We start from the raw sequence: 19,472 nt of genomic DNA, 5'->3' as shown, positions 1-19,472 counted from the left end.
AAGGGGGCGGGCGCGTGCCGTCTCGTGCAGCACTGCGGGCTAGTGTTGTCGGCCCGCCGCGTCCCGGTCAAATCCGCAGAAAAAGGGGAGTGTCATCACTCCCGCAAATGATGGTCGCGGCGCGCGGTCCCGTGCCGCCGCGCGCCGGGGCCGGTTACCGCTCGATCTGCCGGTTCCAGCGCGTATCCCACTGCGCGCGGCGCGCGTTGATCGCGGCCCAGTCGACCACCGTCACCTTGCGCACGAGATCGTCGACGTTGCCGAGGCTCTGCTGCATCGCGGCAGGCATCTTCGCGAGGCGGTTGGTCGGGATCTGTTTGCCGGCCTCGGACGCCTTCGTCTGCGCGGGCGCGGACAGCAGGAACTGCGCGAGCTTCTGCGCGAGCTGCGGATCGGGGTTGTTCGCGACCACGCACAGGTCGACGAGCAGCAGCACGGGGCCTTCCTTCGGGTTCGCGTACGCGACGGGAATGCCCTTGTCCTGCAGGTCGCCGACGCCGGTCGGCGTGAGCGGGAACAAGCCGGCTTCGCCGGTCTGCACCATCTCGGAGATCTTCGCCGAGTTCGGGATGTACTCGACGACGTTCGGCCCGACCGTGCTCGCCCACTTGCTGAAGCCGGGCTCGACGTTCTGCTCGTTGCCGCCCAGCAGCCGGTTGATCGCGAGGAAGCCGTGCAGCCCGAACGTGCTGCTCGACGCCGACTGGAACACGACCTTGCCCTTGTATTTCGGGTCGGCGAAGTCCATCCACGACGTCGGCGGCGCCCAGCCTTTCTCCGTGAACAGTTTCCGGTTGTACGCGATGCCGGTCATCCCGAGCTGCACGCCCGCGCCGACGTCGTCCTTCATCCGCGCGAACGGATACAGCTCCTTCAGCACCGGCGAATCGTCGAGCTTCTGGCACACGCCGAGGCTGACCGCGCGCGCCATCACGCCGTCGTCGAGGAACGCGACGTGGATCTGCGGCTTGTTGCGGTTCGCGAGCAACTTCGCGAGCACGTCCGACGACGTGCCGGGCACGACGACCACCTTCACGTTGTTCGCTTTCTCGAAGTCGGGCAGCACCTGGCTCGTATAGGCCTTCTCCATCGGCCCGCCGTTCATGCCGACGTAGATCGTCTTCGTTTGCGCGAACGCGGGCGCGCCTGCGCCCGCGAGGCAGAGGGCGGCGGCCGCCGCGATCGTTCCGAGCAGTTTCATTTGTGGGTCTCCTCTTGACGGAAAGGGGCGGTCGGCGCGGTTTGCGGTGCGAATCGGCCGATCGAGAATGCATCGAGTGGCGTGGCGGTTTCGCCGGTCGTGACGAGGTCGGCGAGCACGTCGCCGACGCCCGGCGCGAGCAGGAAGCCGCCGCCGGAAAAGCCGAACGCATGCAGCAGGCGCGGGGTCGTGCGGCTCGCGCCGATGATCGGGTTGTGGTCGGGCGTGCAGCCTTCGACGCCGCTCCAGGTGCGGATCAGCAGCGCATCGCGCAGCGCGGGCAGCAGCGCGCATGCGTCGCGCATCACGGCGCGCGTCGTATCGACCGACGGCTGGCCGAATTCGCCGTCGCCGCGGCCGCGCCCGCCGCCGATCACGCAGTTGCCGCGCGCGACCTGCCGCGCGTACACGCCGCCGCCGTATACGCCGAGGTTGTGCGTGATGAACGGCGGCAGCGGTTCGGTCACCCACATGTTCGGGTAGATCGGCTCCATCGGCACGGCTTCGCCGAAGCGTTCGGCGATCGTGTTCGCCCACGCGCCGGCCGAGTTGATCAGCCACGTCGCGGTACATGCGCGGCCGCCGACCTGAAAGTGAAAGCGCGTGCCGTCGTGGTGCACGTCGTCGACGGGCGTGTGCTCGAACACGTCCGCGCCCGCCGCGCGGGCCGCGCGCGCGAACGCGGGCGACACGAGGCGCGGGTTCGCATGGCCGTCGGTTTCGCATAGCGAGCCGCCGAGCGCCGCGCGGCCGAGCCACGGGTAGCGGCGGCGGAATGCGTCGCCGCGCATCACCTGCAGCGGCAAGCCGTGTTCGCCGGCGAGCGCGGCGTACGCGTCGAGCGCGTCGAGATCGGCGTCGCTGCGCGCGAGCCGCAGATGGCCCGACACGACGAATTCGCCGTCGATGCCGATCAGTTCGGGCAGGCGGTCCCAGATGCGCCGCGCACGCAGCGCGAGCGGCAGTTGCTCGGCCGGCCGGCCCTGGCAGCGCACGCCGCCGTAGTTCACGCCGCTCGCCTGCGCGCCGCAATCGCGCCGTTCGAACAGCCCGGTGCGCAAGCCGCGGCGCGTCAGCGCGAGGGCGGCCGACGCGCCGACGAGGCCGCCGCCGACGATCGCGACGTCGTAATGCGGGCGCTCACTCATCGCGCGCCTCGTCGGGAATCGCCGCGACATCGTCGCCCGTGAGCGCGGCCGAGATCGGGAACGGCTTCACGGGCGGTTGCGCACGCAACCGGCCGACGTCGGCGAGCGGGCGCGCGGTTGCGGCGGCCAGCACGAGCGCGGCGGCGTCGCCGCACATGCGGCCCTGGCAGCGGCCCATGCCGACGCGCGTCAGCGCCTTCAGCCGGTTCAGTTCGGTCGCCGCGCCGTCGCGGACGCAGCGCCGCAGCGTGCCGGCGTCGATCTCCTCGCAGCGGCACACGATCGTGTCGTCGGGGCAGTGCGCGGCCAGCTCGACCGGCGGCGCGAACGCCGTTTCGAGGCCCGCGCGGAATGCGCCGATGCGTGCGAGCGTGCGTTCGAGCGTTGCCGCGTCGGGTTTGCCGGATAACGACGGCGACGCGATGCCGGCGTCGTCGAGCAATGCGAGCGCCGCCCGCCGGCCCGATGCTTCGGCCGCGTCGGCACCCGCGATGCCCGCGCCGTCGCCGGCGACGTACAGGTCGCGCACCGACGTGCGGCCGGCCGCGTCGCGCTCGGGCAGCCACGCACGATTGAGCGGGTCGAACCCGAACCGGCAGCCGGCGAGATCGGCGAGCTGCGTTTCGGACCGCAGGCCGAAGCCGAGGCCGAGCGCGTCGCAGTCGAGCCGGCGCGGCGGGACGCCGTCGCCGTCACCGGCGGCGCGCCACGCCAGTCCCGTCACATGCCGGTCGCCGAGCACGCGCTCGAGCGTGACGCCCGTTTCGATCGCGACGCCCCGCGCGCGCAGCCAGCCGATGTAATAGAGCCCCTTCGCGAAGGTCCACGGCACGCGCAGCAGCGCGGGCGCGGCGGCGGCCTGGCGGCGCCGCGGGCTCGTGTCGAGTACGGCCGCGACCTGCGCGCCGGCCTTCGCATACTGGTAGGCGACGAGGTAAAGTAGCGGGCCCGTGCCCGCGAACACGATGCGCCGGCCGATCGCGCAGCCCTGCGCCTTCAGCGCCACCTGTGCGCCGCCGAGCGTATACACGCCCGCGAGCGTCCAGCCCGGCACGGGCAGCAGGCGGTCGGTCGCGCCGCTCGCGACGATCAGGTGCGAGTACGGCACCGTCACTTCGTGGCCGTCCTGCAGCGTGTCGACGCGGCCCGCGCCGCACGACCACGCGAGCGTATTCGGCCGGTAGTCGACCTGCGGCAGCAGCGCGGCCATCGTCCGGTGCACGGCGTCGGCCTTGGCCGCCTCGAAACCGTACAGCGCGCGCTTGCCGCGCGTGAATGCGCCGCCGGCCGGCGGTTGCCGGTAGATCTGCCCGCCCCAGCGCGCGTTTTCGTCGATCACGACGGGGCGCAGCCCCGCGTCGACCAGCGCTTCGGCCGCGCGCACGCCGGCCGGCCCGGCGCCGACGATCACCGGTTGCAGCCCGGCGCTCACGATGCGTCTCCGCTCGCGGGCCCGGCGGCCGTGACAATCCGCATGCCGTCGGCGATCGGCGTCGAGCATGCGCGCACGCGCGCGCCGGCTTCGGTGCGCACCCAGCAGTCCTGGCACGCGCCGATCAGGCAGAAGCCCGCGCGCGGCTGGCCGCTGAATTCGCTCACGCGCACGCGGCGCTGCGCGACGAGGATCGCGGTGAGCACGGTATCGCCGGCGAGCGCCTGCGCGGGGCGGCCGTCGAGCGTGAACGCGACGGTGGCGCGCTCGCGTTCGGCGAGGCGCACGAACTGTGCGCCGTCGGTGGAACGGGAAACGGAAGTCGTCATCAGTGTTGGCCGATCAGGATGCGGTTCAGGCCGTACACGCGATCGAGCAGCAGCATCGCGCCGGCGGTGATGAAGATGACGAGCGCCGACACCGACGCCATCATCGGGTCGATCGATTCGGTCGCGTACATGTACATGCGCACGGGCAGCGTGACCGTCTGCGGCGACGTGACGAAGATCGACATCGTCAGTTCGTCGAAGCTGTTGATGAATGCGAGCAGCCAGCCGCCCGTGATGCCGGGCACGATCATCGGCAGCGTGATGCGCCGGAAGGTCGTCCACGGGTCCGCGCCGAGCGAGCACGCGGCCTGCTCGATGCTGCGGTCGAGGCCCGCGACGGACGCGAGCACGAGCCGCATCACGAACGGCGTGATGACGATCATGTGCGCGAGCACGAGCCAGGCGAACGAGCCGGTCGCGCCGATCAACGCGAAGAAACGCAGCAGCGCGATGCCGAGCACGAGACCGGGAATCACGAGCGGCGACAGCAGCAGCCCGTTCAGGAACGCGCGGCCGGGAAACGCCGCGCGGCCGATGGCGAGGCCCGCCGGCAGCGCGATCGCGAGCGACAGCGTGGCCGACGCGAACGCGAGCTTCACGCTGTTGAGGAACGCGGTGACGAAGTCGGGATAGTCGAGGATCGCGCGGAACCAGCGCAGCGACAGCCCGCGGGTCGGCAGCGTCAGCGTTTCGTCTGGCGTGAACGCGACGAGCACGACGATCACGAGCGGCGCGAGCACGAACAGGATCACGAGCGTGTGGAAGGCGAGGGCAACGGGGCCGTTCTTTCTCATCGCGATGCGCCTCCGAGGCTGCGCGCGTAGCGGCGTTCGAGCACGCGGTAGTAAGTGAGCATCACGACGAGGTTCGCGACCAGCAGCAGCACCGCGATCGTCGCGCCGAGCGGCCAGTTCAGCGAGCCGAGGAATTCGTCGTAGACGGCCGTGGCCGCGACCTTCAGCCGGCGTCCGCCGAGCAGGCCGGGGATCGCGAACGCGCTCGCCGACAGCCCGAACACCATCAGGCTGCCCGACAGCACGCCCGGCATCAGTTGCGGCAGCACGATGCGGCGCAGCGTCGTGAACGGCGATGCGCCGAGCGACAGCGCCGCGTGCTCGGTCTGCGGATCGAGCCGCTGCAGCGCGGTCCACACGGGAATCACCATGAACGGCAGCATCACGTGCACCAGCGCGATCACGATCGCGAAGGTCGTGTATTCGAGCTTGTACGGCCCGAGGCCGGCGAGCCCGAGCGCCTGGTTCACGAGCCCGCTCGTGTTCAGCAGCATGCTCCAGCCGAACGCGCGCACGACCACCGACACCAGCAGCGGCGCGAGGATCGCGAGCAGGAACAGCGAGCGCCACGGGTCGCGCATTTTCGACAGCACGTATGCTTCCGGCGTGCCGATCGCGACGCAGATCGCGGTCGTCAGCGCGGCGATGCCGAACGTGCGCGCGAAGATCGTGTGGAAGTACGACGAGCCGAGCACGTCCGCGTAGTTGCCGAACTGGAACGCGGCGATCGGGCCGGTGGCCGGGTCGAAGCGGTAGAAGGTCAGTACGAACGTCATCGCGAGCGGCACGAGCACGAGCGCGGCGAACAGCACGAACGCGGGCGCGCACATCAGCCACAGCGGCGCATGTGCGCGCCAGGTCGCGCGCATCGCGTGCGCGGCGGCGGCGCGTGCCGGTACGGCGTCGGCGGAAACCGCGGCCGCGAGCGCGGCCGGTGCGCCGTCGGTCGGGAGCGGGCGGACAGGCTGTCCCATTCAGGCCTCCCGGCGCATCACGCGCACCGCGTCGCTGTGCCAGTCGATCCCGACCGGCGCGCCTTCCGAAAGCGGCTCCGCGCCTTCGTTCTTGCAGCACACGAGCACTTCGCCGAGCGCGCTGTCGACGCGGTACAGCCACTGGCTGCCGAGGAAGAAGCGGCTCGTGACGGTCGCGGCGAAGCGGCCCGCATCGGGCGCGCACAGCCGCAGCTTCTCGGGACGGATGCAGACCGACACCGCATCGCCGACGCGCATGTCGCGCTCGCGCGGCGGCAGGTGCGCGGTGCGGCCCGTCTCGGCGAGGTCGTGCCCGAGGTCGATGCGCATGGCGTCGCCGTCGTGCGCGACGATCGTGCCGGGCAGCAGGTTCGCCTTGCCGATGAACTGCGACACGAAGCGGTTTTCCGGGCGCTCGTACGCGCGGTACGGCGTATCGGTCTGCGTGATGCGGCCGGCTTCCATCACGACCACGCGATCGCTGATCGACAGCGCTTCCGACTGATCGTGCGTGACCATGATCGTCGTCGTGCCGATCTTGCGCTGGATCGCGCGCAGCTCGAACTGCATGTCCTCGCGCAGCTTCGCGTCGAGGTTCGACATCGGTTCGTCGAGCAGCAGCACCGGCGGCTCGATCACGACCGCGCGCGCGATCGCGACGCGTTGCCGCTGGCCGCCCGACAGCTCGCGCGGGAAGCGGTGCGCGAGCGTGTCGAGACGCACGAGCGCGAGCGCCGCACGGATGCGTTCGGCGCGCTCGGCCTTGTCGACGCCGCGCATGTCGAGGCCGAAGCCGACGTTCTCCGCGACGCTCATGTGCGGAAACAGCGCATAACTCTGGAACACGATGCCGAGCCCGCGCCGGTTCGGCTTCAGGTGCGTGATGTCCTGCCCGTCGAGCGCGATGCGGCCGCGCGTGACGTCGACGAAGCCCGCGATCATCTGCAGCGTGGTGGTCTTGCCGCAGCCGGACGGGCCGAGCAGCGACACGAACTCGCCTTGTTCGACCGACAGGTTGACGTCGGCGACGGCGGTGAGTTCGCCAAAGGTTTTCGTCAGGTCCGTAAGCGTGAGAAACGACATGGGAAGCTCCGGGTTCGCACACCGCGTGGCCGGTGTACCGATGTCGCGGACTCTAGCCAGCCATATTTCGGCGCGTCAATTTCGAATTCTGCTGAACGGGAGGAATTTCGGAAAAATTCCGATGAGTGGAACGGATGGCGAAATCGCGTGCGAATCGTTCCGTTGGGTGACGTGTGGCCGAGCCGCGAAACGCGCGCGTCAATCCCGTGCACACCCGGATGCCCGTGGAATTTCGGCGGGACGACAATGACGGCTACCGTATTCCGTTCAGTGAAATCATCGAGGAGAGCCGGCATGCAGGAACCCCATTCGACCGGAACGTCGCCGGCCGCACGCGCGCCGCGCCCGGACGTGGACACCGCCGATGCGGCCGGCGCGCCGGGCACCGGCATGCTGCAGCGCGCGTTCGCGATCCTGCGCGCGCTGGCCGGCATGCAGCAGGATGGCGTGCGCGTCACGCATCTGGCGAAGGCCGTCGGGCTCACGCAGGGCACCGCGCACCGGATCCTGCAATCGCTGATCGCCGAAGGGATGGTCGAACAGGACGAGCAGTCGAAGCTGTACCGGCTGAGCGTCGACTTCTTCGCGCTCGCCGCGCAGGCCGGCAACCCGAGCAGCATGCGCACGCTGTGCCGTCCCGCGCTGCTGAGGCTGTGCGCGAGCCTCGGCGAGACCATCTTCCTGCTCGTGAAGAGCGGCTTCGACGCCGTGTGTCTCGACCTGTGCGAAGGGCCGTTTCCGATCCGCTCGTTTACCGGCGACATCGGCGGACGCATCGCGCTCGGCGTCGGGCAGGGCAGCCTCGCGATCCTCGCGTTCCTGCCCGAAGCCGAACGCGAGGAAGTGATCCGCTTCAACGTGCCGCGCATTCGCGGCTACGGCGTGCTCGACGAGGTGTACCTGCGCACCGAGATCGAACGCGTGCGGCAACTCGGCTACGCGGGCCGCAACAGCGGCGTGCTCGACGGGATGGCTGGCGTCGCGGTGCCGATCCTCGATCGCACCGGTTATCCGGTCGGCGCGTTGAGCGTCGGCACGCTCGCGTCGCGCCTCGGCGACGACCGCATGCCGATGGTCGTCGAACTGCTGCGGCGCCAGGCCGACGCGATCGGCCCGCGTACCAATCCGTTCGACGCCGCGTTGCGGCGGCCGATGCACGGGCTGTCGGGGAAAACCGTCTAACGCACGTCGCGCGTCGCCGTTTCGTCGGCTTGCCGACGCGCGCCATTCACGTCCGATCAAAGCGTGCGTTACCCAGCGGGCCGGTGCCGCGCACGCGCAGTCGACGGTGACGCTGTGCGGGTTCGTCGACGATTGTCCTCGTCGACCTGTTCCGGCCGCGCATGATGCCGATGAACATGCCTGTCTATCGCGTGACGTGTTCCGCGAACGCGGCCGACGTATGCACGACGATGGTCGGCGGCCGCGCGTCGTCGCGGGCGAGCGTGGCGTTACTGCCTTCGCGACCGATAGAGCGTGGGCCAGTCGCCGGGCGCGACACCGCCGCACGTCTCCTGCCGGGCCGCGGACGACATGCGAAAGGCCTGGCCATCCCAGATCCATTCGGCCCGAAACCCGCAATCGGTCAGCCCGCGTCCTTTGCCGAAAGTCGACAGGGTGCCGGTAGCGGGATCGAAGTTCGGTTCGAACAGCAAGGCGTCCGACGCGCCGCCCTCGGCATCGCTCAGCTTGACGGGCTCCGGCGCTCCGCCACCCGTGCGCGGGGCGATGAACACGTCCGACGATCCCTGGTACGCGCCTTGAATGCAGGGAAGAAAAACCAGCGCCGTTCTGGCGTCGAGCGCATACGCCGCCTCTTCGAGATACTTCGACGCATTCTCTTCGCACGTGCTGGCATCCCGGACACGTTTCGTGCGCGCGATCAAGCTCTTTTCCTCCTGCGCGGACAGCTGCGCGGCGATCTTCCGCGCCGGCACGACCGGCAGCGGCGGCGCGGGCGGGACCTGCGACGCGGGGGCCGCGCCTTTGCGGATCAATGCGGTCACGCTGCCGGCGCGCCCCTGCCGCTCGTCGATGCGCAAGAGGGCGGCGACCATGCCGTCGAGCGGAATGTAGGTGCTTGCATCCGATCCGAGCGCGAGCTTCGCGCCGTTGCGAAGCCGGGAGACGAATGCGGCGACGGCGGCCGGCCGCGTGGTCGACAAGGTTGCGATGTTGTTGGTGTGGTCGACCTTGATGTGCCAGGCCGACTCGTCCAGTTGCAGCGGCGCGCCGTCAATCCGCAGATCGCCGAGATCGTCACGGGTGTCGGTGGCCACGCTCACCCGCGCTTCGAGCGCGCCGTTCGGTCCGGCCGCGCGAATGAAGCGCAAGTCCGCACCGGTTTCGCCGCCGCTCGCGAAACCCTTCGCCTCGCAGGTCAGGCCGTTGTCGCAGGCGACCAACCACGACTTGTAGGTGTCGTAGCTCGGCGCGCCGACTTCCCGGGGCGGCGTTGCGCCGGCGGCGAGCGGGGCGCCGGCGATCGTGAAAAGGGCAATGACCACGGCGCGTGCGTTGAGGGATCGAGTGCTCATGTCTTTCCGCTGAGTCGAGGATGAAGCGCATCGTAGCGCAACCGAGGCGCCGGAAATGAAAAATCCCGATCCGTCGCCCGTTCCGATCGAGTGGCGTTTTTCGAGGGTTATACGACCTTTGCGCCATGGGCGTCGCGTTCCATACTGCAGTGGAAGGTCAAGCCGGGAACCGCGCACGAACGCGATGGCGTTTCGCGCTTTCGGCCCGATCAATCACGACATGAAAAGGAACGGAAGATGAGGCTCAAGAACAAGACGGCGTTGATCACGGGCGGAACCAGCGGCATCGGTCTCGCCACCGCGAAGCTGTTCGTTGCGCAAGGCGCCCGCGTGGCGGTGACCGGCCGCGACGATAGCGTGTTTGAACGCGTGAAGACCGAGCTCGGCGAGCAGGCGATCGTCCTCAAGGGCGACGTCCGTTCGCTCGACGACATGCGGGCGATCGCTGCCGACGTCAAGGAAAGGTTCGACGGCCTGGATATCGTGTTCGCCAATGCCGGCTGGGCGTTTCCGTCCGCGGTCAACGACATCGACGACACGCTCTACGACCAGATCATGGACATCAACGTCAAGGGCGTGGTGTTCACGCTTCAGGCGGTGCTGCCGCACTTGCGGGAAGGATCGTCCGTCATCCTCAATACTTCGTTCGTCGCGCAGACCGGCAAGCATGGCATCTCGTTGACCGCGGCCGCGAAGGCCGCCGTGCGCTCGCTTGCCCGCAGCTGGTCCTACGAGTTTCTCGACCGGAAGATCCGCTTCAACGCGATCGCGCCCGGTGCGATCGACACGCCGCTGCTCTCCAAATGGGGCATGCCCGACGAATGGGTGCGCGACCGCAAGGCCGAGTTCGCCGAAGCGATTCCGGTCGGCCGCATGGGCAAGGCCGAGGACATCGCTTACGCGGCGCTCTATCTGGCCAGCGACGAATCGTCCTACGTCGTTGGCACCGAACTGGTCGTCGATGGCGGTGCGTCGCAGCTTTAAGGCCGCGGCGCGCGATGCCGGAGCCCGACACGTCATCGCGGCGCATTCACCATCCGATCTCACGCCCGCCACGTCTTGCGTCGTGGCGGTTGTTCAATCCGGCCCGTCCTGGGTGCGCTCGCAGGGGGCCGTAGTGCAAGGAGAAATCATCTTGACCGACAGTAGCGATAACGAGGCGTCCGTCAATCAACTCACGCGTGCCGGCCGTTCGCGCCGCGATGCGCTCAGGCTGGGTGGCGCCGCCGCGCTCGGCGCCGCGCTGGGCGGCGGGGCGTTGTTCGGACACGCCACGCCCGCGCTCGCGCAGGCCGGCGGCGACGGCGTACTCGCGCCGAACGAGCCGCTCAATATCCTGATCGTCAATTACGACGGAGGGACGCTTCTCGATTTCGCGGGCCCGAGCGAGATTTTCCACCGGCTGCCGAATACGAACGTGCGCTACGCGAGCCTCGACGGCGGCAACGTGACGCTCGAATTCGGCGTCGTGTACGGCAATACCGAGCGGCTGGCCGATATCGAGAAGACCGACGTGATTCTGGTTCCCGGCGGGTCCGATTTGAGCGCGCCGATGCGCCCGGCGTACCAGGCGCAGATCCGGCGTCTGGCGCAAGGCGCGAAACACGTGACGTCGGTCTGCAACGGATCGCTCGTGCTTGCCGCGACGGGCGTGCTCAACGGCAAGCGCAGCGCGTGTCATTGGGCGTTCGTCAACAAGCTGGCCGAGTACGGCGCCATTCCCGTTCCCGAGCGCTTCGTCGAAGACGACGACGGCCGCTTCATGAGCGGCGGCGGCGTGACGGCGGGCATCGACTTCGCGCTGCGCGTGGCCGCGAAGCTGCGCGGCCAACGGGCCGCCGAATTCACGCAGCTCGTGATCGAATACGATCCCGCTCCGCCGTTCCACTCCGGTCATCCGAGGGACGCGCGACCGGAAGTGATCGCGATGGTCGACAAGGAACTGCCCGGCGCATCCAGGGGGCTCGCACGCATCCCCGGCGTTCGTTGAACGCCTCGGCCCATGTTTGCGATGCCATTCGCCGGCGTCAATGAAGGCGCAGGCGACGCTGCCTGCGCCACCGCCCAATCGGGCAACCGCTTCAATTCAAGCCCAAACCGGAAATCACTCGATGCAACGAATTCGTTTTTGTACAGCCGCGCTTGCAGCGTGCGTATCCCTTTTCGCATTCACGGCGCCGGCTGTTGCCGGCGGTTCGCAACGTCTGCCCGAAGCGGCCATCAAGGCCGAAAACGCGCGCTGGGCCGACGCCTTCGCGCGAGGGGACTATGAAGCGATCGGCCGCCTCTATACCGACGACGGCGCGCTCCTGCCGCCCGGCGGCGACAAGGTCACGGGGCGCCGCGCGATCGTCGAATATTTCTTGAACGGGTATGCCGGATCGAAACCCGGCACCGTCTCGTTCAGCAACTACGAGTTTTACGGTAGCGATCGGGCCGTGACGGAAGTGTCGGATGCGGAGGTGCGCGACCACGACGGCAAGCTCAAGATTCGCGCGAAGCAGACGCTCGTCTTTCTGAAGCAGGGCGGCGCGTGGAAGCTGCATCGCGACATGTGGAGCGATTACGCGCCCGTCAAGACCGACGGCCATTGAAGGTCCGGCGACAGGGCGCGTCGCGTACCGATGCGCCACCAGCCGGTTGAAGTGACGTCGAACCCGTAGCGCGCTGAGCGGCCAGGCGGTCGATCAGCGTGCTGCGTTCGACCGGCTCTCGCGTCGAATCGCTTGCGGCGGGTGCCCATGCAGTTTGATGAAGGCCCGCCGCATCCGTTCGGGATCGGTGAATCCCACCGCCAGCGCAATCTGTTCGATCGGTTCGCTGCCTCCCTGGAGGCGCAGCCGCGCGGCTTCGACGCGCAAGCGCTCGACCGCCTTCGCGGGCGTTTCGCCGGTTTCCCGGCGAAAGGCGCGGCCGAACTGCCGCAAGCTCAATCGCGCGGCCTCGGCCAGCCGTTCGACAGGCAATGCTTCCGCCAGATGTTCCCGCGCGAAATTCAGCGCGATGCGGATGCGATCCGATTCCGGTTCCATCTGCGACATCGCGGAGAACTGGGATTGCCCGCCGGGTCGTCGATACGGAACGACCAGCAGCCTGGAGACCGCGCGTGCAATCTCCGCACCCATGTCCTTTTCAATGATGCCGAGCGCCAGGTCGATGCCGGAGGCGATGCCCGCCGACGTCCAGACGCGGCCGTCCACGACATAGATGCTGTCGCCGTCGACCTTGATGCGAGGGAAGCGCGACTGCATCAGCGCGGCGTATCGCCAGTGCGTCGCGGCCCTCAAGCCGTCCAGCGAGCCGGTTTCCGCGAGCAGAAACGCGCCCGTGCACACGCTGGCGACCCGCGGTGTCCTGGCGGCCAGTTTTCTGGCGGCGGCGATATTGTCCGATGTCTGCATCGGCGCGATGTCGCCGCCCACGAACACGACGGTGTCGAACGTGCGCCTGCCGATCGGTTTCGTGTCGATCGCAAGGCCCGTATTGCCGGGAATCGGGCCGCCCGATGGCGAGATCACATGAAGGTCGTACGGCGTATGGCCGGCCGCCGTGGCCACCTGATTGAAGGCCGACAACGGGCCGCCAAGGTCGAGTGCATCGTAGCCATGGCAAATGAAGAATCCAATTCGATGCATGACAGCGCGGAAACTCGGAAACGCGGAGAGGCGTATTTTACCGAGAACCCTCAAATCGTGCCGTTCGGCCCGAAACGAGGGAAATACGTCGTTGACAGCGCCATCGATGGCCGCGCAGCCGGCAAGGTGCGACGAAACGTTTACGCGAAACGCGAAGCGCCCCGCCGTTTGCGGGCGGGGCGCGGTTGTCATGCGAGGGCGCTGGTCAGCGGCGGTAGATGTATTCGAGGTCGGTCGATTCACCGACCTGGAAATGGTACGTGCCGACCTGCCGGAAACCCGCCTTCTCGTAGAACGCGATGGCCTTCGCGTTGCCGGACCACACGCCCAGCCATACCGGGCCGGGCCGCGTCTCGGCGAGATAGTGCAGCGCGGCGTCGAACAGCGCGCGTCCGGCGCCGGTGCCCTGGATACCGCGGCGAAGGTAGATTTGATGTATCTCGCCCGAACCGTCCGCGACTTCCGGATGCGGGAGTTTGCACGGCCCCGCATGTGCGTAGCCGACCAGCGTGCCGTCGTCGTTTTCGGCCACCCACGTGCGGCATTGCGGGTCGACGAGTTGCGCGCTGATCGTTTCGATCGAGTAGCTGCGCGCCTCGTACGCGGCAAGGTCGTCCGGCGGATAGTCGATGCCGAAACCGTCCTGCAGAAAGGTTTCGCGAAACGTCTCGCGCTTCAGGTCGGCAAGCGCGGCTGCATCGGCCAGTGTCGCAACGCGGATCAACATCGGAAGTTTCTCGCTTCGGTGGTCGGGCGGACAGTGTATCGCGAGCGGCATCGGGCCCGCGTTGTTGACGACGACGTCGATGCGGCCGTGCTCGGCGAGCGATTCTCCGACGATGCGGCGGCGGGATTCGGTGTCGGGTACGAAAACCGTCCCGGTCCAGGCGCAAGTACGCGCGCCGCTTCAACACGCCGCCGACGCGCGGCGCGGCAACGCGAAAGACGCTGGCGCGTGCCCGAGCGGCGCGGCAAACATGCCGATGGTTGACCGCCGACGGACATGCTAGGATTTCCGTCAAACAACTTCGGAGACGCTGCGATGCCGTTCATCTGCGAAAACGTTGAATGTCGTGCCGTGCTGGCGCGCGGGCAGGTCAAGGCCCGTCAGGAGGACGCGGGGTGGTGTTTCTACTGCCCGGACTGCAAGGCCAGGAACGAGTTGATGGATATCGGCACGGTGGTGGGCCACGCCGAGCTGGTTCAGCCTGAGCGGGCGAGCCCGCCGCACAAGGTCGTCGCGACGGCCCGGCCGCTGGACGACGGCACGTATGCGGCGCAATTGAGCGTCCAGCGCGCGCTCGCGGTGAAGGGCACATTCGCGGCCGAAGAGCACTGGGATCAGCTCGGCGTGTTCGGCGACCCGCAGGAAGCCGTCGCGCATGCGCAGTCGTTCGCGGCGGATCTGTTGCAACGCGCGGCCTAGTGTCCGGCCGCGCGCCGAATGGCGCGGCACCGCGCCACGCGCGGATCGCGGCGGGCGTCATGACCGCGGATCCGCGCGCCGGATGTGACCGTCTCCGTTCGCGATCTCACGCATCGGTCTCGTCAAGCAGGCCGTATCCCCCTTTCGTTCGCGTGACGCGTGCGAACCCCGCTTCTCCCAAATGCATGCCGGCGATCAGCAACCCCTCCGCGCTGACCCGGTCCAGCAGCCGCGATCGTGTGGTGGCGGCCTCGGTCGCGTCCTGATCGAAGGCGATCGACACGTCGGGCCGCCTGATCTGGATGTGCGGGAAATGCACGATATCCCCCCACACGAGCAGGCCCCGATCGCCGGATTCGACGACGTATCCCGTGTGCCCGTCCGTATGCCCCGGTAGCGGCATCGCGCGGATGCCGGGCAGCACTTCGCCTTCATCGAACATACGCAGCCTGTCGCGATAGCCGTCGAATACCTGACGCGCGATCAGGAAGTTGCCGCGGGCCCGCTCGCTGGCACGGCTCAGATTGGCGTCGTCCTGCCAGAAGCCGACTTCGCGCCGATGTACAACCAGCTCCGCCTGCGGGAAGGTCACGTGGCCGGCGGCATTCATCAGTCCGCCGACATGGTCGGGATGCGCGTGCGTGAGCAGGATCGTGTCGATCGCGGCCGGGTCGATGCCGGCCAGCAACAGGTTGGGAATCAGGCGACCGCCCCATTGCCGGATGCCGCCGGCCCCGGCGTCGACGAGGATCGTGCGGCCCGCGCCGCGTATCACGTAGCAGTTGATGTGAATGGCCGACGGTTCCTGCTGCCCGGCGTCGCGCTGCATCCGGGACGCCTCGGCCGTGTCGATATTCGACAGGAAATCGAGGCTGGCGGTCAGGTAGCCGTCGCTGATCGCCGTGACCGCGAAGTCGCCGACTTGCTGAAAGGGAAAGGTAACGGTGGACACAAGGCTGCTCCAGGCAAGCTAGTTTCGTGCATGAATATTCGGTGCGGCATGGCCGAAACAGCGGATGCGCGCCGACAGGCCGGTACGGCGAACGATCGCGTGATCGAGCGCTTCCATGAACCGGTTCATGATCGCGGGTTGGCGAAACGCGTCGACGCGATACTGGATTTCCGCGTATGCGGGATGCCCGTATCCGTGCCGAACCGCGATGAAGATCACGTGAACGTTTTCGAGTTTCGCGTGGAGAACATCCGTGCAAAGCGCGACGCAGTCGCCGGACAGCGCGGCGAGGTCATCGTCGGACGGCAGGCGTTCCGCCTGAATATGGAGCGTCACGTTCGGCATGGTTCGCCTGCGTGGGTCAGCTGCGCGGTGATCGGTGCGTAAAGATGAAGGCCGGCCGCGGCGTACCCGGCCGGCGCGGCGTCGCGCCGCGGCACGACGGCGAGCCAGCGGCGCGCCGGACACTGCTCCAGCGCGACGGCCTGCATGGCCAGCGGCGCCAGTCCCATGCGGATCAGCGGCTCGGGGCCGCGCTCGCCCAGCACGAGCAGCTCGTCGGCGGCGACGGCGGGTGCGACACCGATATCGCTGTACAGATTGCGGTGCCAGTCGGTGATGTGCTGCTGCCATCGCGCGAAATTGCCGCCGCCTTTCCGGCGATATTCGTCCCCGGTCAGCACGTCGAGACCGTCGATCGTGTGGACGGCCAGGTAGACGGGGCAACCGTCGCCGATCGCCTTGAAGCGCTGCGACGAGTGAAACCCCGTTACCGAGATGAGGGCCGGCAGCTTTTCGAGGCTGTAAAAGTCGTTCCATTCGGCTTCGCTGTCGCGGTCGGCGAAGCTGCATTCCACGGTGTAGATCATCGGATCGTCCTTCGTCACGGAGGGGGTATCGTGCGGTGAACACGCGGTGTTCAGTGCGGTGACGTAATGCTAAGCTGATGTTTGCGCGGTAAATAACGACAAAAAATCAGCCTTCAGTGATGTTTGCTCAAGCTGGCATCGAATCCCTCCCATCGGCGAGATCCCCATGCGACGCAAGATTCCCAGCAATTCCGCGCTCCTGGCTTTCGAGGCGGCGGCCCGGCACGGGAGCTTCGCCCGCGCGGCCGACGAACTGGCCCGCACCGAAGGCGCGATCAGCCGCCAGATCGGCCGGCTGGAGGCGTTTCTGGGCGTGACGTTGTTCGAGCGCGTGGGAAACCGGGTGAAGCTGGCGCCGAACGGCACGCGATACGCGGCGCAGGTGCGCGAGATCCTGGACCGGCTGGAACGGGACAGCCTGTATCTGATGGGGCAGCCCGTCGAGGGTGCGAGTATCGATGTCGCCGCGATCCCGACCTTCGCCACGCGCTGGCTGATTCCCCGGCTGAAGCGGTTTCAGGAGCGGCACCCGAACATCACCGTGCATATCGCCGAGCGGATGGACCCGTTCCTGCTCGCGGGCAGCGGTTTCGACGCCGCCATTCATTTCGCGCATCCGGCATGGGCCGGCATGCATCTGCATCCTCTGCTGGAGGAAGTGCTGGTGCCGGTCTGCAGCCCGGCGCTCCTGAAGGGCGCGGGAAAGCGCGCGTCGCTGGATGCGCTGCCGCGCCTTCACCGGCGGCAGAATCCCGATGCGTGGCAGACATATGCGGAAGCGTCAGGCATCGCGCTGAGCAATTCGGCGATCGGCCCGCGGTACGATCTCCATTCGATGCTGATCGAGGCGGCGCTGGCCGGCCTGGGGGTGGCCTTGGTGCCGCGCCTTTACATCGCGGCGGAGCTCGAGCAGGGCCGCCTGGTCGCGCCCTGGCCGGACGGGAAGGCGGTGACCAAGACCTTCTGCCTCGTGCTGCCGGAGCCGCTCGAATTGAGCGAAGGGCCGGTACGGGCGTTCGCGGCATGGATGCTGGAGGAGGCCGGCGGCGCGCGTTGAAGCCGCGCGTCGCGCGTGCGCTCGGGCATGTCGCGCCGTTTCCGTGATCGAACGTCGAGCGGTATCCGGTGCGATCCGCGGGAGGAGAAAATCAAATATTCGTCCGGGAATCAGTGCGGATCGCGGTGATTCGACGCGGACTGAAGAGGAGGCGGCTGCTTGCCGCTTGCCGTCATGCCGCGGACACCGGCAGCGCACGCGCCCGTTCGCGGGCGGCGACGAGTTCCCGGATGCGCGCGCGGTCGGCCGGCGTCACGGGCGTGAAGATCACGAGACTCAGGTCGGGGCGGCCGGTCACCGAGAACGCCGAATATTCGAGCGCGATCCGGCCGGCCTGCGGGTGGCGGATCTCCTTCGTGCTTTCGTCGTGCGTATGGATATCGTGGTCGCGCCACATCGCGTCGAATTCGGCGCTCGTCGCGCGCATCTCGTCGACGAACGCCTGCACGGCCTGCGTCGCACCGCTGCGCGCGACGTCCGCGCGAAACGCGCCGACCGCGAACCGCGCGACGCGCTCCCAGTTCGGCTGGGCGTGGCGTACGCCCGCGTCGACGAAGATCAGCCGCAGGATGTTGCGCGCGGCGGACGGCAGCGTCGCGTAGTCGGTCAGCGTCGCGGCCGCCGCGTCGTTCCACGCGACGACGTCCCACGTCGCCGAGCGCACGATCGCGGGGCTCGCGTCGAGCGAATCGAGCACGTGCTGCAGGCGCGGCGTCATGCTGGCCGGCGCGTGATAACGCACTTCGGGCGGATGGCCGACGCCGATCAGGAACAGGTGCTCGCGTTCGGCTTCGTTCAGCATCAGCGCGCGGGCGAGCCGGTCGAGCACGTCGGCCGACGGCGCGCCGCCGCGCCCCTGTTCGAGCCACGTGTACCACGCGGCGCTCACGTGCGCGCGCTGCGCGACCTCCTCGCGCCGCAGGCCCGGCGTGCGGCGGCGCGTGGCCGGCAGCCCGAGCGCGGCCGGGTCGAGTTTCTCGCGGCGGTCCCGCAGGTACGCGCCGAGCAGGTTGTCGGGGGCGTCAGCCATATCCTGTTAGTTCGTTTACCGGTAAACCGTCACGACTTCACCGTGTGCGGCGTTCGACAGATAGTAAGCCTCCATTCCATCCGGAGGTGCTGAACATGCGTGTCTTTGTTACTGGAGCGTCGGGGTTCGTCGGCTCGGCCGTCGTCGCCGAACTGGTTGCCGCCGGGCATTCGGTGCTCGGCCTCGCGCGGTCCGATGCGGCGGCCGCGGCGGTGGCGGCCGCGGGCGCCGACGTGCATCGCGGATCGCTCGAGGATCTCGACAGCCTGACGCGCGGCGCCGAACGCGCCGACGCGGTGATCCACACGGGATTCAATCACGACTTCTCGCGCTTCGCACAGAACTGCGAACTCGACCGCCGCGCGATCGAGACGATTGGCGCGGTGCTCGCGGGCTCGGCGCGGCCGCTGGTCGTCACGTCGGGGCTCGCGCTCGTCGCGCCCGGCCGCGCGGCGACCGAGGACGATCCGCCCGTGCCGGTGTCGGCGACCTATCCGCGTGCGTCCGAAGCGACCGCGGTCGCGCTGGAGGTGCGCGGCGTGCATGCGTCGGTCGTGCGCCTGCCGCCGTCCGTGCACGGCGACGGCGATCACGCGTTCGTGCCGCGCCTGATCGCGTTTGCGCGGGAGAAGGGCGAGTCGGCGTTCATCGGCGACGGCGCGAACCGCTGGCCGGCCGTGCACCGGCTCGACGCGGCGCGCGTGTACCGGCTCGCGGTCGAACGCGGCGCGGCCGGCGCGCGTTATCACGCGGTCGACGATACGGGCGTGCCGTTCCGGGCAATCGCCGAGGTAATCGGCCGCCGGCTGAACGTGCCGGTCGTCGCGAAGTCGCCGGCCGAGGCCGCCGAGCACTTCGGCTGGTTCGCGATGTTTGCCGGAATGGATGCGCCGGCAACCAGCGAGCGCACGCGCGCATCGCTCGACTGGGTACCCGCGCAGCCGGGGCTGCTGGCCGATATCGACCGGCCGCGGTATTTCGAAAGCTGATAAGCCCCGCGCGCCG

The 19,472-nt window shown here is 68.5% G+C and carries 21 protein-coding genes; 7 read left to right on the top strand and 14 right to left on the bottom strand.

All coding sequences use genetic code 11. The annotated features are described in order from the left end of the window. Positions 1–154: 154 nt before the first annotated feature. From AC0KUR_RS03080 to AC0KUR_RS03050, 7 genes are read right to left on the bottom strand one after another with little or no spacing between them, the layout of a single operon-like run. Positions 155–1,201: an ABC transporter substrate-binding protein gene (locus AC0KUR_RS03080; protein WP_473375332.1), complete on the bottom strand. Its 1,047-nt coding sequence runs from the start codon at positions 1,199–1,201 to the stop codon at positions 155–157. After that, positions 1,198–2,349: an NAD(P)/FAD-dependent oxidoreductase gene (locus AC0KUR_RS03075; RefSeq protein WP_473375331.1), complete on the bottom strand. Its 1,152-nt coding sequence runs from the start codon at positions 2,347–2,349 to the stop codon at positions 1,198–1,200. The genes AC0KUR_RS03080 and AC0KUR_RS03075 overlap by 4 nt, the downstream gene beginning before the upstream one ends. Then, positions 2,342–3,781, bottom strand: a complete 1,440-nt coding sequence (locus tag AC0KUR_RS03070; protein ID WP_473375330.1) for an FAD/NAD(P)-dependent oxidoreductase — start codon at positions 3,779–3,781, stop codon at positions 2,342–2,344. The genes AC0KUR_RS03075 and AC0KUR_RS03070 overlap by 8 nt, the downstream gene beginning before the upstream one ends. Then, entirely contained in the window at positions 3,778–4,110 is a 333-nt protein-coding gene (locus AC0KUR_RS03065) for a (2Fe-2S)-binding protein (protein WP_367189068.1), read from the bottom strand. Before AC0KUR_RS03065 ends, AC0KUR_RS03070 begins: the two co-directional genes overlap by 4 nt. Next, positions 4,110–4,904: an ABC transporter permease gene (locus AC0KUR_RS03060; protein ID WP_034188296.1), complete on the bottom strand. Its 795-nt coding sequence runs from the start codon at positions 4,902–4,904 to the stop codon at positions 4,110–4,112. Before AC0KUR_RS03060 ends, AC0KUR_RS03065 begins: the two co-directional genes overlap by 1 nt. Beyond that, a complete protein-coding gene (locus tag AC0KUR_RS03055; protein ID WP_034188295.1) occupies positions 4,901–5,878 on the bottom strand; it encodes an ABC transporter permease in 978 nt (325 codons plus the stop codon). Before AC0KUR_RS03055 ends, AC0KUR_RS03060 begins: the two co-directional genes overlap by 4 nt. Then, positions 5,879–6,961, bottom strand: a complete 1,083-nt coding sequence (locus tag AC0KUR_RS03050; protein WP_473375329.1) for an ABC transporter ATP-binding protein — start codon at positions 6,959–6,961, stop codon at positions 5,879–5,881. It abuts the gene before it with no gap. A gap of 294 nt (positions 6,962–7,255) precedes the next feature. Between AC0KUR_RS03050 and AC0KUR_RS03045 the strand changes: the two genes are divergently transcribed. Next, a complete protein-coding gene (locus AC0KUR_RS03045) occupies positions 7,256–8,143 on the top strand; it encodes an IclR family transcriptional regulator (protein ID WP_034188293.1) in 888 nt (295 codons plus the stop codon). 269 nt (positions 8,144–8,412) lie between these two features. Here AC0KUR_RS03045 and AC0KUR_RS03040 read toward each other — a convergent pair whose 3' ends face one another. Further along, positions 8,413–9,498, bottom strand: coding sequence for a DUF1176 domain-containing protein (locus AC0KUR_RS03040; RefSeq protein WP_473375328.1), 1,086 nt, complete (start codon positions 9,496–9,498; stop codon positions 8,413–8,415). Positions 9,499–9,735: 237 nt separating this feature from the next. On the opposite strand from AC0KUR_RS03040, the gene AC0KUR_RS03035 reads away from it, so the two are divergent. The 3 genes from AC0KUR_RS03035 to AC0KUR_RS03025 all read left to right on the top strand — a co-directional run bounded on the left by AC0KUR_RS03035 (position 9,736) and on the right by AC0KUR_RS03025 (position 12,092). Further along, on the top strand, positions 9,736–10,482 hold the full coding sequence (locus AC0KUR_RS03035) for an SDR family oxidoreductase (protein WP_473375327.1): 747 nt from the start codon (positions 9,736–9,738) through the stop codon (positions 10,480–10,482). A 151-nt stretch (positions 10,483–10,633) separates the two neighbouring features. Continuing rightward, positions 10,634–11,488 carry a DJ-1/PfpI family protein gene (locus AC0KUR_RS03030; protein ID WP_059559583.1) on the top strand — a complete coding sequence of 285 codons (855 nt, stop codon included), beginning with the start codon at positions 10,634–10,636 and terminating at the stop codon, positions 11,486–11,488. 121 nt (positions 11,489–11,609) lie between these two features. Next, complete coding sequence (locus AC0KUR_RS03025; protein WP_034188289.1) at positions 11,610–12,092, top strand: YybH family protein; 483 nt, start codon at positions 11,610–11,612, stop codon at positions 12,090–12,092. Between the two features lie 93 nt (positions 12,093–12,185). Here the strand turns inward: AC0KUR_RS03025 and AC0KUR_RS03020 are convergent, their stop codons facing one another. Then, positions 12,186–13,133 (bottom strand): GlxA family transcriptional regulator, encoded by a 948-nt coding sequence (locus tag AC0KUR_RS03020; RefSeq protein WP_473375464.1) that lies wholly within the window; start codon positions 13,131–13,133, stop codon positions 12,186–12,188. Between the two features lie 205 nt (positions 13,134–13,338). Then, positions 13,339–13,860, bottom strand: a complete 522-nt coding sequence (locus tag AC0KUR_RS03015; protein ID WP_301741136.1) for a GNAT family N-acetyltransferase — start codon at positions 13,858–13,860, stop codon at positions 13,339–13,341. A gap of 315 nt (positions 13,861–14,175) precedes the next feature. Here AC0KUR_RS03015 and AC0KUR_RS03010 point away from each other — a divergent pair, with 315 nt between their 5' ends. Beyond that, complete coding sequence (locus tag AC0KUR_RS03010; protein ID WP_034188287.1) at positions 14,176–14,559, top strand: hypothetical protein; 384 nt, start codon at positions 14,176–14,178, stop codon at positions 14,557–14,559. Between the two features lie 106 nt (positions 14,560–14,665). On the opposite strand, the gene AC0KUR_RS03005 is transcribed toward AC0KUR_RS03010, so the two are convergent. From AC0KUR_RS03005 to AC0KUR_RS02995, 3 genes are read right to left on the bottom strand one after another with little or no spacing between them, the layout of a single operon-like run. Further along, positions 14,666–15,511 carry an MBL fold metallo-hydrolase gene (locus AC0KUR_RS03005; protein WP_034188286.1) on the bottom strand — a complete coding sequence of 282 codons (846 nt, stop codon included), beginning with the start codon at positions 15,509–15,511 and terminating at the stop codon, positions 14,666–14,668. Between the two features lie 18 nt (positions 15,512–15,529). Further along, a complete protein-coding gene (locus AC0KUR_RS03000; protein WP_034188285.1) occupies positions 15,530–15,856 on the bottom strand; it encodes a hypothetical protein in 327 nt (108 codons plus the stop codon). Further along, entirely contained in the window at positions 15,844–16,380 is a 537-nt protein-coding gene (locus tag AC0KUR_RS02995; protein ID WP_124670879.1) for a sugar ABC transporter, read from the bottom strand. The genes AC0KUR_RS03000 and AC0KUR_RS02995 overlap by 13 nt, the downstream gene beginning before the upstream one ends. Before the next feature lie 166 nt (positions 16,381–16,546). Here AC0KUR_RS02995 and AC0KUR_RS02990 point away from each other — a divergent pair, with 166 nt between their 5' ends. Then, on the top strand, positions 16,547–17,437 hold the full coding sequence (locus AC0KUR_RS02990; protein WP_473375326.1) for a LysR substrate-binding domain-containing protein: 891 nt from the start codon (positions 16,547–16,549) through the stop codon (positions 17,435–17,437). A 172-nt stretch (positions 17,438–17,609) separates the two neighbouring features. On the opposite strand, the gene AC0KUR_RS02985 is transcribed toward AC0KUR_RS02990, so the two are convergent. Then, on the bottom strand, positions 17,610–18,467 hold the full coding sequence (locus tag AC0KUR_RS02985) for a helix-turn-helix transcriptional regulator (RefSeq protein WP_473375325.1): 858 nt from the start codon (positions 18,465–18,467) through the stop codon (positions 17,610–17,612). A 95-nt stretch (positions 18,468–18,562) separates the two neighbouring features. Between AC0KUR_RS02985 and AC0KUR_RS02980 the strand changes: the two genes are divergently transcribed. Continuing rightward, positions 18,563–19,456: an SDR family oxidoreductase gene (locus AC0KUR_RS02980; RefSeq protein ID WP_473375324.1), complete on the top strand. Its 894-nt coding sequence runs from the start codon at positions 18,563–18,565 to the stop codon at positions 19,454–19,456. Positions 19,457–19,472 lie beyond the last annotated feature (16 nt).

This window comes from Burkholderia sp. YHN3-13 (assembly GCF_055810675.1).
Note: the sequence above shows the minus strand (reverse complement) of the source record. Positions and strands in the feature narration are given on the sequence as shown.

Coding starts and splice junctions, on each gene's coding strand:
- AC0KUR_RS03045 (WP_034188293.1), top strand. CDS start 7,256: ATGCAGGAACCCCATTCGACCGGAACGTCGCCGGCCGCACGCGCGCCG.
- AC0KUR_RS03035 (WP_473375327.1), top strand. CDS start 9,736: ATGAGGCTCAAGAACAAGACGGCGTTGATCACGGGCGGAACCAGCGGC.
- AC0KUR_RS03065 (WP_367189068.1), bottom strand. CDS start 4,110: ATGACGACTTCCGTTTCCCGTTCCACCGACGGCGCACAGTTCGTGCGC.
- AC0KUR_RS02980 (WP_473375324.1), top strand. CDS start 18,563: ATGCGTGTCTTTGTTACTGGAGCGTCGGGGTTCGTCGGCTCGGCCGTC.
- AC0KUR_RS02985 (WP_473375325.1), bottom strand. CDS start 18,467: ATGGCTGACGCCCCCGACAACCTGCTCGGCGCGTACCTGCGGGACCGC.
- AC0KUR_RS03020 (WP_473375464.1), bottom strand. CDS start 13,133: ATGCATCGAATTGGATTCTTCATTTGCCATGGCTACGATGCACTCGAC.
- AC0KUR_RS03040 (WP_473375328.1), bottom strand. CDS start 9,498: ATGAGCACTCGATCCCTCAACGCACGCGCCGTGGTCATTGCCCTTTTC.
- AC0KUR_RS03010 (WP_034188287.1), top strand. CDS start 14,176: ATGCCGTTCATCTGCGAAAACGTTGAATGTCGTGCCGTGCTGGCGCGC.
- AC0KUR_RS03080 (WP_473375332.1), bottom strand. CDS start 1,201: ATGAAACTGCTCGGAACGATCGCGGCGGCCGCCGCCCTCTGCCTCGCG.
- AC0KUR_RS03060 (WP_034188296.1), bottom strand. CDS start 4,904: ATGAGAAAGAACGGCCCCGTTGCCCTCGCCTTCCACACGCTCGTGATC.
- AC0KUR_RS02995 (WP_124670879.1), bottom strand. CDS start 16,380: ATGATCTACACCGTGGAATGCAGCTTCGCCGACCGCGACAGCGAAGCC.
- AC0KUR_RS02990 (WP_473375326.1), top strand. CDS start 16,547: ATGCGACGCAAGATTCCCAGCAATTCCGCGCTCCTGGCTTTCGAGGCG.
- AC0KUR_RS03025 (WP_034188289.1), top strand. CDS start 11,610: ATGCAACGAATTCGTTTTTGTACAGCCGCGCTTGCAGCGTGCGTATCC.
- AC0KUR_RS03050 (WP_473375329.1), bottom strand. CDS start 6,961: ATGTCGTTTCTCACGCTTACGGACCTGACGAAAACCTTTGGCGAACTC.
- AC0KUR_RS03015 (WP_301741136.1), bottom strand. CDS start 13,860: ATGTTGATCCGCGTTGCGACACTGGCCGATGCAGCCGCGCTTGCCGAC.
- AC0KUR_RS03000 (WP_034188285.1), bottom strand. CDS start 15,856: ATGCCGAACGTGACGCTCCATATTCAGGCGGAACGCCTGCCGTCCGAC.
- AC0KUR_RS03075 (WP_473375331.1), bottom strand. CDS start 2,349: ATGAGTGAGCGCCCGCATTACGACGTCGCGATCGTCGGCGGCGGCCTC.
- AC0KUR_RS03055 (WP_034188295.1), bottom strand. CDS start 5,878: ATGGGACAGCCTGTCCGCCCGCTCCCGACCGACGGCGCACCGGCCGCG.